Raw genomic sequence first — 15781 nt, 5'->3', positions numbered from 1 at the left:
CAAAATGCCCCGCTTGAACATGTTTTCCAGATAGGCCATGACTAGTACTACTGCAGCAACCGTTTCCAGTTCCTCAGCCCAAGGCAACCACCCTGAGCGCATCATTGCCCTGCTGGCTGCCGAGCTGGGCGTCAAGCCCGCCCAGGTGGCCTCGGCGGTTGCCTTGCTGGACGAAGGCGCAACCGTGCCGTTTATTGCACGCTATCGCAAAGAGGCGACGGGCGGACTGGACGACACCGTACTGCGAAACCTGGAAGTGCGGTTAATCTATGTGCGCGAACTCGAAGACCGCCGGGTAGCTGTGCTTGAGTCGATCGAGCAGCAAGGCAAGCTGACCGACGAACTGACCCGCCAGATTCTTGCCGCAGACACCAAGCAGCGCCTCGAAGACCTATACGCGCCGTTCAAGCCAAAACGGCGTACCCGCGCGCAAATTGCCCGCGAGGCGGGGCTTGAGCCCTTGGCCGATGCTATTGTAAACGACACCGATTGCGACCCTGCCGCGCTCGCCGCCGACTACATTAACCCGGAAGCCTCCATTAACGACGCCAAGGCCGCGCTGGACGGGGCGCGCGACATTCTGGCCGAACGCTACGCCGAGAACGCCGATTTGCTGGCCGACCTGCGAGAGCATTTGTGGAGTACCGGCAAGCTGTACTCCAAGGTCGCCGACGGCAAAGAAAACGAAGGTGCGAACTTTCGCGACTGGTTCGACTTCAATGAATCCTTGCGCACCCTGCCCTCGCACCGCGTGCTTGCGCTGCTGCGCGGCCGCCAGCAGGGCGTGCTCGAGTTGCGCCTGGGGCTCGACGCCCAGCTAGAAGCTCAAACGCCCCATCCTTGCGTTTCGCGCATTGCCCACCATTTGCGACTTGGCGTCGATTTTTCCGCCGATGCCAGTCCGTGCCAGCGCTGGCTGGCCGAGGTGTGCCGCTGGACATGGCGGGTGAAGCTGCTTACTGCTTTCGAGACCGAGCTCATCGGCCGTCTGCGTGAGATGGCCGAGGCCGAGGCGATCAGAGTATTTGCGGCCAATCTGAAAGACCTGTTGCTGGCCGCACCCGCCGGCCCCAAGGCTGTTATGGGGCTGGACCCCGGCATACGCACGGGCGTAAAGGTAGCGGTCATCGACTCAACCGGCAAGCTGCTCGACACCGCCACGATTTATCCGTTCGAACCCCGCCGCGACCGCGAAGGCTCCATACGCACCCTGGCTGCACTGGCCACCCGCCACCCGGTAGAGCTCGTGGCCATCGGAAATGGCACGGCCTCGCGTGAAACCGAAAAGCTTGTCGGCGACATGCTGGCTGCCGTTCCCCAACTCAAGCTTACGCGGGTCGTAGTGTCCGAGGCCGGCGCCTCGGTCTATTCGGCATCTGAATTGGCGGCTGCCGAGTTTCCTGACCTTGACGTCAGTCTGCGCGGCGCAGTGTCGATTGCCCGACGCTTGCAAGATCCGCTGGCCGAACTGGTCAAGATTGAACCCAAGGCCATTGGTGTGGGCCAGTATCAGCACGACGTCAACCAGCGGGAACTGGCCCGTTCGCTGGACGCCGTGATCGAAGACTGCGTCAACGCCGTGGGTGTCGATGTCAACACCGCATCGGCCCCGCTGCTTAGCCGCGTTTCCGGCTTGAACTCGCTGCTTGCCCGAAACATTGTGGCCTGGCGCGACGAAAACGGCGCCTTTCCCAGTCGCAAGGCACTCATGAAGGTATCGCGCTTTGGCGACAAGGCCTTTGAACAGGCGGCGGGCTTTCTGCGCATTGCCAATGGCGAGAACCCGCTGGATGCCTCCAGCGTTCACCCCGAGGCCTACCCGGTCGTTGAGCGCATCCTAAAAAAAATCGATGCCGACGTGCGCCAGGTCATGGGTCGGCAGGGTGCCCTCAAAGGGGTGTCGCCGTCCGAGTTCACCGACGAACGCTTCGGTCTACCCACGGTACGCGACATTTTCTCCGAACTCGAGAAGCCCGGCCGCGACCCACGACCCGAGTTCCAGACCGCCCAGTTCAAAGAGGGTGTCAACACGCTTAACGACCTGCACGAAGGTATGATCCTGGAAGGCGTGGTCACCAACGTTGCCAACTTCGGCGCGTTTGTCGATATCGGCGTCCATCAAGACGGCCTGGTGCATATCTCGGCACTTGCCGACCGCTATGTCAAAGACCCCCGCGATGTCGTCCGTGTCGGTCAGACGGTCAAGGTCAAGGTTCAAGAAGTTGACATCGCGCGCAAGCGTGTCGGCCTTACCATGAGGCTGAACGACGACGCTCCGCCCGAGCGGCGCGCATCCGCCGCGGTCGGCGCGCCGGAACGGCCGCGGGGTCATGCTCGACCCAGGGCATCCAACCAGGAAAACAACCAGGGCATGGGCGCCATGGCTGCGGCCTTTGCCAAGCTGAAAAAATAAAGGGGGTTATATGGAGCAAAATCAGGCCCAGCAAAGCGGGCTTGCCAGGCTGATCGACCTGCTAAGCTGCCACGATGTGGACGTACATGAGATCGAGGGCGTGGTTCGCTTGTGTATACAGGCCACGAGCGAACCCGCCAAAACGCTTTCAGACAATTATGGCGACGATGCCGCACAGATCTCGCGTTACGACCCTAGCGGTGTGATGGCGTTTATTGTGTTTTCCGAACTCGAAGACTACTTCGCCGTCTCGGACACGGTCGATGAACTGCACGAGCAAATTCTTGCCGCGTTTGAATCGCCCACCCTGCCCGAGTATCCGTACGACAACAACCAGTTTGAAACGGTCGCCGACTACTTTTCCTGGCTCGACGAGCAGCTGCTCATTCATCACCCTAAGTACCGCCTGATCGAGTTCGGCCAAAGCTATACGCACGACTTCCAGACTATATTGGTGTTGCGCGATACCGTCGACGAAATTCTTGGGTTATGCAAGGAACTGGATATTGCCGCCCACCCTTGCCCCGATCAAGAAGAAAATTAAGCGCCTGGGCCCGGCCGCTGCGCGGCCAGGCCCAGCACGCTGAACAATCTTAAAGCTCGGCTAACGCTTCACGCACTGCGACCAGCTCATGCTCGGCCACCCGGCATACCAGCACGTCGTCAAACTTGACGCTCACCATCCCGTCTTGTCTTTGCAGCGCGCTTTCTGGCAGCCCGTCCTGAAGGCGCTTGATCATCTGGCCGGCTGAGCGAGGGTTGTCGAACGGTTCTGAAAGAAGCAGCTGCACGCCGCCTGCCGCCTGCAAGCGAAAACGAAAGCTGCCGTCATCGTCACGAAAACTAATGAATCGGGCTTTCTTGCCGCCTGCCTTTATCGGTTCGGCAGCCCGCTTGGCCACCGAAGGGCTGCGCAGGCCTACCGCCTCGCGCAGACGCTCCATAAGCGGCAGGGCCAGCTTGCGCGCCTTGATCGCACCCGCCTGCAAAATTTCCTCGATGCGCTCCGGGTTGGCCATAAGCGCTTCGTACTGGGCCCGCATCGGGCCGACCTCGGTTTCGATCAAGTTGAAGAGTTGGTCCTTGGCATCGCCCCAGCTCAAGCCCTGCTCAAGATCGTTGCGGAAGCTGCTGCTTTGTTCAGGTGTCGCAAATGCGCGGTACAGGGTGTAAAGATGCGAGGCTTCTGCATCTTTGGGTTCACCGGGCTGGCGCGAGTCGGTGATAATGCGCATTACTGCGGCTCGGGTCGCCTTGGCGCCGCCTTCGAACAGCGGTATCGTGTTGTCGTAGCTTTTCGACATTTTTCGGCCGTCCAGCCCCGGCAAGGTGGCCACTTCGTCGTCGATCTGCACTTCGGGCAACACAAAAAACGCTTCGCCGCGTCCGTACAAATGATTGAATCGCTGAGCGATGTCACGCGCCATCTCAAGATGTTGAATCTGATCGCGGCCCACCGGCACCTTATGCGCATTGAACATTAGAATATCGGCCGCCATAAGCACGGGATACGAAAACAAACCCATGGTGATGCCGTCATCGGGCTCGACACCCTTGGCCGTATTTTGATCGACCGATGCCTTGTACGCATGTGCGCGGTTCATCAGCCCCTTGGCGGTAACGCAACTTAGCATCCAGCACAGTTCGGGAATTTCCGGAATATCGGACTGACGGTAAAAGGTAACCCGCTCGGGGTCGAGCCCGGCCGCAAGCCAGGTGGCCGCGATCTCGAGCCGTGAACGAGCCACTCGCTGGGGGTCTTCACACTTGATCAGCGCGTGATAATCGGCCATGAAATAAAAGGCGTCCACTTCGGGCAGGCGGCTGGCCTGGATCGAAGGACGAATGGCCCCGGCATAGTTGCCTAGATGGGGCGTGCCCGTGGTGGTAATGCCGGTCAGTACGCGGGTTGTCATAAATGTGGCGGTATAGGTTAGAAGTCAGCGGCGGCGCGGCGTTCCGATTCCAGATACTCGCGCGATTGCATCTCGACAATGCGCGATACCGTGCGGTGGAACTCGTTGGCCATTGGGCCGTCAGTATATAACTCGTCGGCCGGGCACTCGGCCGACATCACGAGCTTGACCTTGTGGTCGTAAAACACGTCGATCAGCCAGGTGAACCGCCTGGCAGCAGACGCATGGCGCGATTCCATACGGGGTACATCCGACAAAACGACCGCCTGGAAACGTCCGGCCAGATCCAGGTAATCATTCTGCGAGCGCGGGCCGTCGCACAAGGTCGCAAAGTCGAACCAAACCACGGAGCCACTCAGGGCGATGGGTTTAAGCTCACGCCCTTGCACATTAAGTACAGGCTTGAGCGCAGCGGTATCAGACAGGCGCTCAAAAATTTCGCGCAGGGCCTGATTGGTGTCGGAACGAATCGGAGTCAAATACAGCGGCACTTGCTCGAGGGTGCGGCGCCGATAGTCAACGCCGGTATCCACATTCAGAACATCCAGACGATCATAAATGAGCTTGATGGCAGGCAGGATGCGGTCGCGATGCAGACCGTCTGGGTACAGCGTGGAAGGCTCGTAGTTTGATGTCATGACAAACGAGGTGCCGTGCTCGAACAGCTTGAACAGCAGCCGATGCAGTATCATCGCATCGGCCACATCGGACACATGAAACTCGTCGAAGCAGATCAGGCGATAGCGCTTGGCAATTCGGCGCGCAACTTCGTCCAGCGGATCGGCTCGGCCCTTGACCTCGCCAAGCTCGCGGTGCACCCCGCGCATGAACTCGTGAAAATGCAGGCGCGCCTTGCGCTTGAGGGGCACCGTAAGATAAAACGCATCCATCAGGAAGCTTTTACCCCGGCCTACCCCACCCCACAGATAAACGCCTCGCGGTATGTCCGGGCGTTTGAACAGTTTGCGCAACGGAGACGAACGCGCCTGCTTGTACAGCACCCACTCGTCGTAAAACGCCTGCAGGCGATCAATGGCCGCCAACTGCGCAGCGTCAGGCTTGTAGCCGCGTTCTTCCAGGGCCTGATAGTAGTATTCACGAACGTTCATCGGCTATGGGCCTGTAAAAAAAGAAGGGGCTGAAAGCCCCTTGTGCCGTGGGGCGCCTGCATAAGCAAGGCGTCGCCCGACGTGCGCGCCAAACTGGCGCGCCTTGCATCAGAAGTTAAGCGTGCGCTTGTCGACTGCCAGCGCGGCTTCTTTCATGGCTTCCGACAAAGTTGGGTGGGCATGACAGATACGTGCAATGTCTTCGGCCGCACCACGGAACTCCATGATGGTCACTGCCTCGGCGATCAGTTCGGACGCCATGGGGCCGATGATGTGCACGCCCAGCACTTCGTCGGTCTTGGCATCTGCCAAGACCTTGACGAAACCGGTGGTGTCACCCAGTGCCCGCGCACGACCATTAGCCATGAACGGAAAGCTGCCTGCCTTGTAATCAACACCGGCGGTCTTGAGTTGCTGCTCGGTACGACCAACCCAGGCAATCTCGGGCGACGTGTAAATAACATTGGGTATGACGGCGTAATTGACGTGGCCGTGCTGGCCGGCCATGTTCTCGGCAACGGCAACGCCTTCTTCTTCGGCCTTGTGCGCCAGCATGGGGCCCCGAACCACGTCGCCCACCGCCCACACATTGTTAAGATTGGTGCGGCAGTCGTCATCGACGACCACAAAACCACGCTCATCGAGCTTGAGGCCTACGGTTTCAACGCCCAGGCCTTCGGTGTGCGGCACTCGGCCGATCGACACTATAAGGTTGTCGACGGTAAGCGACTGTTCGGCACCCGCCGCATCGGTATACGGTACGGTAATATTCTTGCCCGTGGTTTTGACTTCGCCAATTTTTACACCGGTCTGGATGTTAAGACCTTGCTTGGCAAACACCTTTTGCGCTTCTTTGGAGACTTGCTGGTCGACGACGGCCAGGAAATCGGGCATGGCTTCGAGTATGGTTACGTCAGCACCCAGACGGCGCCATACACTGCCCAGCTCAAGCCCGATAACGCCCGCACCGATGACACCCAATTTTTTGGGCACCGAAGGAATACGCAGTGCGCCGTCGTTGGACAAGATCTTCTTTTCGTCGAAAGGCAAGCCCGGCAATGCCCGAGGCGAAGAGCCCGTGGCAACCACCACGTTCTTGGCAATAAGGTCTTCGTCGGCAGCGCCCGAAACCTTGATGGACCAGCCGCCGTCTACTTGGGCCACAAACGAGCCCGTGCCATGGAAGAAAGTGACCTTGTTCTTCTTGAACAGGTACAAGATACCTTCGTTGTTTTGCTTGACGACCGTGTCTTTGCGCCCGATAAGCGTGTCGAGCTTCAGGCCCAGGCCCTTGACTTCGATACCGTGCTCGGCAAAGTGAGTGCCGGCCTGTTCGTAATGCTCGGAAGACTGCAGCAGCGCTTTGGAAGGAATGCAGCCCACGTTGGTGCAGGTGCCACCCGGCGCAGGCTTGCCGTCGGGAGTGGACGATGCGTCGATGCAAGCGACTGTCATGCCCAGTTGTGCAGCACGGATCGCGGCAATGTAACCGCCGGGGCCGGCACCGATTACCACTACGTCGAATTGTTTAGCCATTTTTCGTACTCAATAAAAGTGGGGTTGTAACCGCCCTGGCCTTCTCGGCAAGAAAACCGGAACGCGCGAACCGACCGCCTCGGACACCGATTGTGTTGAGGCGGCCGCGTTCGCCGACCTGACTGAAGCCTCGCAACGAAGGCTGATTGAGCCTTGACGTTGAAACGAAGCGGCCATTGTGGAACCGGGCGATCAGACGTCGAGCAGCAAGCGCTGCGGATCTTCCAGTGCTTCTTTCATGGCAACCAGCGACAACACGGCTTCGCGACCGTCGATGATGCGGTGGTCGTAGGACAGAGCCAGGTAGTTCATGGGACGAATGACGATCTGACCGTTTTCGACAACCGCACGATCTTTGGTGGCGTGGATACCCAAAATGGCAGACTGAGGCGGGTTGATGATGGGCGTGGACAACATGGAGCCGAACACACCGCCGTTCGAGATAGAGAACGTACCACCGGTGAGTTCTTCGAGGCTGAGCTTGCCGTCGCGGGCCCGCGCACCAAAATCGGCGATTTGCTTCTCGATTTCGGCGATGGTGAGTTGGTCGGCATTGCGCAAGATGGGAACCACCAGGCCGCGTGGGCTGCCTACGGCGATACCGATATCGAAATAGCCATGATAGATGATGTCTTTACCATCGACCGACGCATTGACAACCGGATACTTTTTAAGAGCGGCCACCGCCGCTTTGACAAAGAACGAGGTAAAGCCCAACTTTACGCCGTGCTCTTTTTCGAACTTGTCTTTGTAGCGTGCACGCAGGTCAATAATGCCCTGCATGTTGACTTCGTTGAACGTCGTAAGAATGGCGTTCTCGGATTGCGACTGCAGCAAGCGCTCGGCAACACGGGCGCGCAGGCGGCTCATGGGTACGCGCTGCTCGGGGCGTCCGTCGAGAGACAGCGTGGGTGCAGGGGCTGCCGCTGCAGCTTTTTTGGGCGTTGCGTCGGCCGACAAAGCGTCGCCCTTGGTGATGCGGCCGCCTCGGCCACTGCCCTCGACGTTTGCCGGGTCGATACCCTTTTCGGCCAGGATCTTGCCAGCGGCGGGTGAAGCGATGGCCGATGCGGGCGCCGAAACCGCGGCTGCGGCTGCGGCTTGGGGGGCGGCTGCGGCTTGGGGGGCCGCAGCCGCAGCCGCGGCCGGCGCCGGAGCGGCTGGCGCTACGCTGGCTTTGGCTTCAGTGTCGATACGAGCCAGGACCTCGCCCGCCGTAACCGTGCTGCCGTCAGCCTTGACGATTTCGCTCAGCACGCCCGACGCAGGAGCGGGAACTTCGAGCACGACCTTGTCGGTTTCAACCTCGATTAGTATTTCGTCGGCCTGAACGGCTTCACCCGGTTGTTTTTTCCAGGTAAGCAGGGTGGCTTCAGCGATGGATTCGGAAAGCTGAGGTACGAGAACTTCTGTAATTGCCATGGTGTTTTTCCGTGATGATGAGTGTTCGTTACTTGGTCAGCATGAAGCCCTTGAACTTGCCCGCCATGGCCTGCTCAAGCAGAGCCCGCTGCTGCTCTTGGTGCTTGGCCAAGTAGCCTACGGCCGGCGAAGCCGACGCGCTGCGTCCTGCATAGCCCAGACGCTGGCCTTCAGCCATATTCTCGTACAAATGATGCTGAATATAAAACCAGGGGCCCTGGTTTTGGGGTTCGTCCTGAACCCAGACGATCTCTTTGGCATTGGGGTATTTTTGCAGTTCGGCCTGGAATGCCTTGTGAGCAAACGGATACAACTGCTCGACCCGCAAGATGGCGACATCGGAACGACCGGCATCGGTGCGCGCATGCACCAGGTCGTAGTACACCTTGCCCGAACACACCAGCACACGCTTGACGTCTTCGGCATTGATGGCGTCGTCGCGCTCGCCGATGACAAGCTGGAACTGGCCTTCGGCCAGATCGCTGAGCGGCGAGGTAGCGTCTTTATTGCGCAGCAACGACTTGGGCGTGAAGATGACCAGCGGCTTGCGGAACGGCCGGATCATCTGGCGACGCAGCACGTGGAAGATTTGCGCGCCGTTGGTGGGCTGCACCACTTGCATGTTGTTGTCGGCACACAGTTGCAGGAAACGCTCGATACGCGCCGACGAGTGCTCGGGGCCCTGGCCTTCGTAACCGTGCGGCAGCATCAGGGTAAGGCCGCACTGGCGGCCCCACTTGGCTTCGCCCGACGAGATGAACTGGTCAATGACGACCTGTGCGCCGTTGACGAAGTCGCCGAATTGGGCTTCCCAGATGGTAAGGGTATTGGGCTCGGCGGTTGCGTAACCGTATTCAAAACCCAAGACGGCTTCTTCGGAAAGTACCGAGTCGATCACCGTGAAAGGCGCCTGCTTGTCAGAGACGTTCTGCAGCGGAATATAGGTTCCGTCGTTCCAGCGGTCGCGCTTCTGGTCGTGCAAGACAGCGTGGCGGTGAGTAAACGTGCCGCGCCCGGAATCTTGCCCGGTGATACGAATGGTATAGCCCGAAGCAACCAGCGTGGCAAAGGCAAGGTGTTCGCCCATGCCCCAGTCAAGCGGCTGTTCGCCACGAGCCATTTTGAGACGGTCGTTAAGTAGCTTGCTGACCAGGGGATGAACCGTAAAGCCCTCGGGAACCGTGGTGAGCTTTTCGCCAATGCGGGTCAACTCGGCCAGCGCCACGCCGGTATCGGCATGGTCGGTCCATTTGGCGTTCAGGAATGGCGTCCAGTCGGTTGCGTACTTGTTTTTGTAGTCGGTAAGCACCTGCTCGACCGTACGCTTGCCGTCTTCCATTAATTGGCGGTAAGCCTTGACCAGTTCGTCGGGCTCGCCTTCGGCCATGACGCCCTGCGCCACGAGCTTGTCGGCAAACAACTTTCGGGTGCCCGGGTGCTGGCCGATGCGCTTGTACATGAGCGGCTGGGTCAGCGAGGGAGTGTCTTGCTCGTTGTGGCCCAGCTTGCGGAAGCAGACGATGTCGACAACGACGTCGTGCTGGAACTGGCGACGATAATCGAGTGCCAGTTGTGTGACATAGACCACGGCCTCGGGGTCGTCGCCGTTGACGTGGAACACCGGCGCTTCGATCATTTTGACCACGTCGGTGCAATACAGCGTGGAACGGGTGTCGCGCGGGTCGGACGTGGTGAAGCCGATTTGGTTGTTGATGACAATATGCAGCGTACCGCCCGTACCGTAGCCCCGGGTTTGGGCCAGGTTAAGGGTTTCCATGACCACGCCCTGACCGGCAAACGCTGCATCGCCGTGCACCAGCACGGGCAACACCTGGCTGCCGTCTTCGTCGCCGCGGCGATCTTGGCGGGCGCGCACGCTGCCCTCGACCACGGGGTTGACGATTTCAAGGTGCGAGGGATTGAACGCCAGCGACAGGTGTACCGGGCCGCCGCGCGTGGAAAGGTCGCTGGAGAAGCCATTGTGGTATTTGACGTCGCCGTCGGTGAGGGCCTGACTATGCTTGCCCTCGAACTCGGCGAACAGGTCGCTGGGCATTTTGCCCATGATGTTGACCAGCATGTTGAGCCGGCCGCGGTGAGCCATGCCCACGATGATTTCTTGCACGCCATTTTCGCCGGCGTGGTTCACGACCTCGTCCATCGAGGCGATGAAGCTTTCGCCGCCTTCAAGCGAAAAACGCTTTTGGCCGACATACTTGGTATGCAGATAGCGCTCGAGCCCTTCGGCTTCGGTCAACTGCTGCAGGATATGAACTTTGCGCTCGGCCGAGAAGCCGGGCACGCCGCCCGAGGATTCAAGGCGTTCTTGGATCCAGCGCTTTGCGGCCGGATCGGAAATATGCATGAACTCGGCACCGATGCTGCGGCAATACGTGTCGCGCAACGCCTTGAGCATGTCGCGCATGGTCATGGTGTCGGCTTTGGTGAAGTACGTATTGGTGGCTGCGTAGACCTGGTCAAGGTCGGCTTCGGTCAGGCCGTAAAAGGCCGGATCGAGCTCGGGGATGTTGGGACGCTCTTGACGCTTGAGGGGATCGAGGTCGGCAACGCGAGGGCCCAGTGAGCGGTAGGCGGCGATGATCGACTGAACGGACACCTGCTTGCCCGCAACGGCCAGATCGGGTTGCTGCTGGCGCGGCACAAAGGCATTGGCCTTGGCACGCTGCGCAAACGACTCGATGATGGGCGCGTGCGCCTGGTCGCGGGTAGTGTCCTGGCCGTCGGTGGCCGGTTGATGCTGAAGCTGATCGAAGTAGGTACGCCAATGCTCGGAAACCGAACCCGGGTTGTCCAGATAGGACTCGTAGAGTTCTTCTACGTATGGTGCGTTGCTACCGAAGAGGTAAGAGTTGGATAAAAGTTCTATTTCCGATGACATATATGCGCTTCACCTATCCGAGTGTCTCACTCGTTATGATGCAGGGAACAACCTTCCGCAACACGGCCAGACCGTTTAGCGGATAGCGGGGGCAGAAGGCAACGTGTACGACGCCTTGGTTAGCCGTAGTGCCAATAAGTATACCCACAATCTTTTTGTTATGTAACACAGGCACTGTGCATAACAGCTTATTCCTTCAAAAGCGTGGACGATAAGTGACACTCTTCGCCTCCATGGCGAAAGCATTACACTTACGCTTTATACAATTTGCATTTGAACTCAGGAGTCACCCTCACCATGGATGCCAACGCGGACCTCTCGAAACTGGCACTCGACTATCACGCCTACCCCACGCCGGGCAAGATTTCGGTCACGCCGACCAAAACCCTGGCGAACCAGGACGACCTTTCTCTGGCCTACTCCCCGGGCGTAGCCGTTGCCAGCATGGCCATCCACGCGGGGGGTGAAGAGGCCGCCGCCATGTACACGTCACGCTCCAACCTGGTTGGCGTCATTACCAACGGAACCGCAGTTCTGGGTCTGGGTAATATCGGGCCGCTGGCGGCCAAGCCGGTCATGGAAGGCAAGGGCTGCCTGTTCAAGAAGTTTGCGGGCATCGATGTGTTTGACATCGAGCTCAACGAGAACGACCCCGACAAACTGGTCGACATCATCGCGGCGCTTGAGCCGACGCTGGGCGGCGTCAACCTTGAAGACATCAAGGCGCCCGAGTGTTTCTACATCGAGAAAAAGCTGCGCGAACGCATGAAGATCCCGGTCTTCCACGACGACCAGCACGGCACGGCGATTATTTCTTCGGCCGCCATCCTTAACGGCCTGAAGGTGGTAGGCAAAAGCCTCGACTCGGTCAAGCTGGTGTGTTCGGGCGCCGGCGCTGCGGCCATTGCCTGCCTGAACCTCATCGTCAGCCTTGGGGTTCCGCGTTCGAATATTTTCGTGGTCGATTCGCGCGGCGTCATCTACGAGGGCCGCGAGCAGAACATGGAGCCCACCAAGGCGGCTTATGCGCAAAAAACCGATGCGCGCACCCTTGCCGATGTCTGCCGGGATGCCGATGTGTTTCTAGGCTGCTCGGCGCCGGGGGTGCTTACACCCGAAATGGTCAGCACCATGGCTGACCAACCCCTGATTCTGGCGCTTGCCAACCCCGAACCTGAAATTCGCCCTGAAGCGGCCAAAGCGGTTCGCCCCGACTGCATTATTGCCACGGGCCGCTCCGACTACCCGAATCAGGTCAACAATGTGCTGTGCTTTCCTTTCATTTTCCGGGGAGCACTCGACGTCGGCGCAACCGTCATCAACGAAGAGATGAAACTGGCTTGCGTGCGGGCTATTGCCGAGCTGGCACAAGCAGAGCAGAACGACGAAGTCGCCAACGCCTATGCGGGCCAAGAGCTTTCGTTTGGTCCCGACTACATTATTCCCAAGCCCTTCGACCCACGTCTGATCGTCAAGATCGCTCCGGCGGTGGCCAAGGCCGCCATGGATTCCGGGGTGGCCAGGCGTCCCCTCGAAGACGTCGAAGCTTACCGTCAGAAGCTCATGAGCCTGGTCTACCACACGGGTCAACTCATGCGCCCGCTGTTCATGCAAGCCAAAAACGCGCCCAAACGCGTCATTTACGCCGACGGCGAAGATGAGCGCGTGCTGCGTGCGGTCCAGGTGGTCATCGACGAACAGATCGCGCAGCCCATCCTGGTGGGCCGCCCTTCGGTCATCGAGATGCGCGTCAAGAAGTTCGGGCTGCGCCTGATCGCCGGCGAGAACATCGAAATCGTCAACCCCGAAGATGACGACCGCTTCAATGAAACCTGGAGCGGTTATTACAAGATTCAAGGCCGCAACGGTGTCACCCCTGACATTGCGAAAGCCATGGTGCGCAAGCACAACTCGCTTATCGGAGTGATGCTGCTGCAACGCGGCGACGCCGACGCCATGCTTTGCGGCGTCGCCAGCCGCTTTGACAACCAGCTGCGCTATGTGGATGAGGTAATCGGGTTGCGCGAAGGGGCACAGACCTACGGCGCCATGAACGTGCTGATGCTGCCTGATCAGACCCTGTTCATCTGCGACACTCACGTCAATGAAAACCCCACCGCTGAACAGATTGCAGACATGACCATTCAGGCAGCCGCCGAGGTCAAGCGCTTTGGCGTCGTACCAAAAATCGCTCTGCTCTCGCACTCCAACTTTGGCAGCCGGGTTACTGAGTCTTCACGCAAGATGGCATTGGCGCGTCAGATCATCGCTGAGCGCGCGCCTCATCTAGAGGTCGACGGCGAAATGCACGCAGATTCGGCGCTTTCCGAAAAAATCCGCCTGAAGTCGTTCCCCGATTCCACCCTTAGAGGTCCGGCAAATCTACTGATCATGCCTAATCTGGACACGGGCAACATTACGTACAACATGCTGAAAATGACGGGCAGTAACGGCGTGGCAATGGGCCCGGTGTTGCTGGGCGCTGCGCGACCGGTACACATTCTTACGACCAGCACCACGGTGCGCCGTATCGTGAACATGACGGCGTTGGCGGTGGTGGATGCTCAGCAAGAGGCGGGGCAAGTGCAGTTGTAAAGCGCATTCCAACTCGATTGGGACGTTCCTTCTTGGAACATGCCTTCGGTTTGGGTCGTAGCGGGGTTGGTTCTTGAGACGTTCCTGCGCTGTTTGCGGCGCTGATCGTTCTTAAAACGTTCCTGCGCTGTGGGGCAGGTCATTTGCGGGCGGAGGCACTCGGCCTTCGGCCCGCCTGCCCGCATCGTCCGCCCCTTCGGGCTCCCTTCTGCGGGCGCCCGGCTCTCGCGCCAACGCCCGCAAATGACCTGCCCCACATCGCAGAAACTGCGGTTGGGAAAAGAGCCATCACTTCGTGCTTGCGACGCGCAGGCGTTGGTGTCATGACTTGGTGCCGTTGGTGCCTGGGTGCCGGGGTGACCTGGCGGTTTGGTAACGTCGTGGCGTGGCATCGTCACATCAGTACAGCAATGACATCGACTCGCCAAGGGAATCAGTGAACAGCGGTATCAGCGGCGCAGCAAGGTCGGTGGGACTGACCTTGGCATTAGCGACATCACAACCAACAAAGCCGGCGTCCTTGACCAAGAAGACCTAAAAACGCCTCAATCATCGCAAAACAGGAGGCGTGGGGCGGGGTGGGGTATTTGGGCGACGTTTGCAAGCCGAGCGAACTGTCGTCTGCGGGGAGGCAAGCACGCAGCATGTTTGAGCGGCACGCATGGCGAACCACTGGTTCGCCGCCGCGAGTTCTGCGTGCGCCCCGCAGACGATAGTTTGCGAGGGAAGCCGGCAAAGCCGGCCGCAGCTGCCGGCGCCCAAATACCCCACCCCGCACCGCGCCGCCTCAAGAACTCAAATAACAGGCTTCCCCACCCCCCCCCTTCAAATAACACACAATGACGCTGCCACCCTAATAGCGCATGAATCGCACAAAAAACACCCTGATTGCCAGACCGGAGTCTGATAATCAGGGTGTCTTGGCTCGATGCGTCGCTTGACGCACCGAACATGCTTCATGCAGCTATTACTTGATGTCGCGCGGTGCGGCACCTGTGTACAGCTGACGGGGACGACCGATTTTGTACTCAGGGTCGGAGAGCATCTCGTCCCATTGAGCGATCCAGCCAACTGTGCGGGCCAGCGCGAAGATGGCCGTGAACATCGAGGTGGGGATGCCGATGGCGCGCTGGACGATGCCCGAGTAGAAGTCGACGTTGGGGTACAGCTTGCGGTCGACGAAGTACTGGTCTTCGAGGGCGATGCGCTCGAGTTCCATCGCCAGCTTGAACAAGGGGTCGTCTTGCAGGCCCAGGGCGGTAAGCACCTCTTTGCAGGTTTCCTGCATGAGCTTGGCACGCGGGTCGTAGTTTTTGTACACACGGTGGCCAAAGCCCATCAGGCGTACGCCGGAGTTCTTGTCTTTGACCTTTTCCATGAACTCGCCAACCTTGGCCACGCCGCCATTGGCTTGCAGCTCTTCGAGCATTTGCAGGCAGGCTTCGTTGGCGCCGCCGTGGGCAGGGCCCCACAGGCAAGCAACACCGGCCGCAATGGCGGCGAACGGATTGGTGCCCGAGGAACCGCACAGACGCACCGTAGAGGTGGACGCGTTCTGTTCGTGGTCGGCGTGCAGGATGAAGATGCGGTCAAGCGCGCGCTCGACCACTTCATTGACCTTGTAATCTTCGCAAGGCGTCGCAAACATCATGCGCAGGAAGTTCCCGGTGTACGACAGGTCGTTCTGCGGGTAGATGTAGGGCTGACCGATGAAATATTTGTACGCCATGGCTACAAGAGTGGGTAGCTTGGCGATCAGGCGGATGGCCGACACGTGACGGTGATGCGGATTCGTGATGTCGGTTGAATCGTGATAGAAGGCAGACAACGCTCCCACCAGGCCGGTCAGTACAGCCATGGGATGCGCATCGCGCCGGAAACCTTGCAGGAA

9 protein-coding genes are annotated in these 15781 nt (G+C 59.4%); 3 read left to right on the top strand and 6 right to left on the bottom strand.

The window, feature by feature from the left end:
* Positions 1 to 37: 37 nt before the first annotated feature.
* Together VL003_RS09985 and VL003_RS09980 are read left to right on the top strand one after the other, a co-directional pair.
* On the top strand, positions 38 to 2413 hold the full coding sequence (locus VL003_RS09985; RefSeq protein WP_325442045.1) for a Tex family protein: 2376 nt from the start codon (positions 38 to 40) through the stop codon (positions 2411 to 2413).
* 10 nt (positions 2414 to 2423) lie between these two features.
* The gene (locus tag VL003_RS09980; protein ID WP_325442043.1) at positions 2424 to 2957 is read left to right on the top strand and encodes a hypothetical protein; all 534 of its coding nucleotides are present in this window, start codon (positions 2424 to 2426) and stop codon (positions 2955 to 2957) included.
* 49 nt (positions 2958 to 3006) lie between these two features.
* Here VL003_RS09980 and VL003_RS09975 read toward each other — a convergent pair whose 3' ends face one another.
* The 5 genes from VL003_RS09975 to VL003_RS09955 form a co-directional block, all read right to left on the bottom strand.
* A complete protein-coding gene (locus VL003_RS09975) occupies positions 3007 to 4329 on the bottom strand; it encodes a tryptophan--tRNA ligase (RefSeq protein ID WP_325442041.1) in 1323 nt (440 codons plus the stop codon).
* 17 nt (positions 4330 to 4346) lie between these two features.
* Positions 4347 to 5438, bottom strand: coding sequence for a cell division protein ZapE (gene zapE, locus VL003_RS09970; RefSeq protein ID WP_325442039.1), 1092 nt, complete (start codon positions 5436 to 5438; stop codon positions 4347 to 4349).
* A 108-nt stretch (positions 5439 to 5546) separates the two neighbouring features.
* Positions 5547 to 6974 (bottom strand): dihydrolipoyl dehydrogenase, encoded by a 1428-nt coding sequence (gene lpdA / locus VL003_RS09965; protein WP_325442036.1) that lies wholly within the window; start codon positions 6972 to 6974, stop codon positions 5547 to 5549.
* Between the two features lie 192 nt (positions 6975 to 7166).
* On the bottom strand, positions 7167 to 8396 hold the full coding sequence (gene odhB, locus VL003_RS09960; protein WP_325442035.1) for a 2-oxoglutarate dehydrogenase complex dihydrolipoyllysine-residue succinyltransferase: 1230 nt from the start codon (positions 8394 to 8396) through the stop codon (positions 7167 to 7169).
* A gap of 28 nt (positions 8397 to 8424) precedes the next feature.
* Positions 8425 to 11295: a 2-oxoglutarate dehydrogenase E1 component gene (locus VL003_RS09955; protein WP_325442033.1), complete on the bottom strand. Its 2871-nt coding sequence runs from the start codon at positions 11293 to 11295 to the stop codon at positions 8425 to 8427.
* Between the two features lie 297 nt (positions 11296 to 11592).
* On the opposite strand from VL003_RS09955, the gene VL003_RS09950 reads away from it, so the two are divergent.
* On the top strand, positions 11593 to 13890 hold the full coding sequence (locus VL003_RS09950) for an NADP-dependent malic enzyme (protein ID WP_325442031.1): 2298 nt from the start codon (positions 11593 to 11595) through the stop codon (positions 13888 to 13890).
* 967 nt (positions 13891 to 14857) lie between these two features.
* Here VL003_RS09950 and gltA read toward each other — a convergent pair.
* Positions 14858 to 15781 (bottom strand): citrate synthase (gltA, locus tag VL003_RS09945; protein WP_325442029.1); only part of this gene is annotated, 924 nt, incomplete at its 5' end.

Origin of the sequence: Pusillimonas sp., from assembly GCF_035515275.1 — a bacterium.
In the GTDB taxonomy this organism is placed as follows: Bacteria; Pseudomonadota; Gammaproteobacteria; order Burkholderiales; family Burkholderiaceae_B; genus Pusillimonas.
The sequence above is the reverse complement of the archived record's forward strand: the minus strand, read 5'-3'. Positions and strand labels throughout refer to the sequence as shown.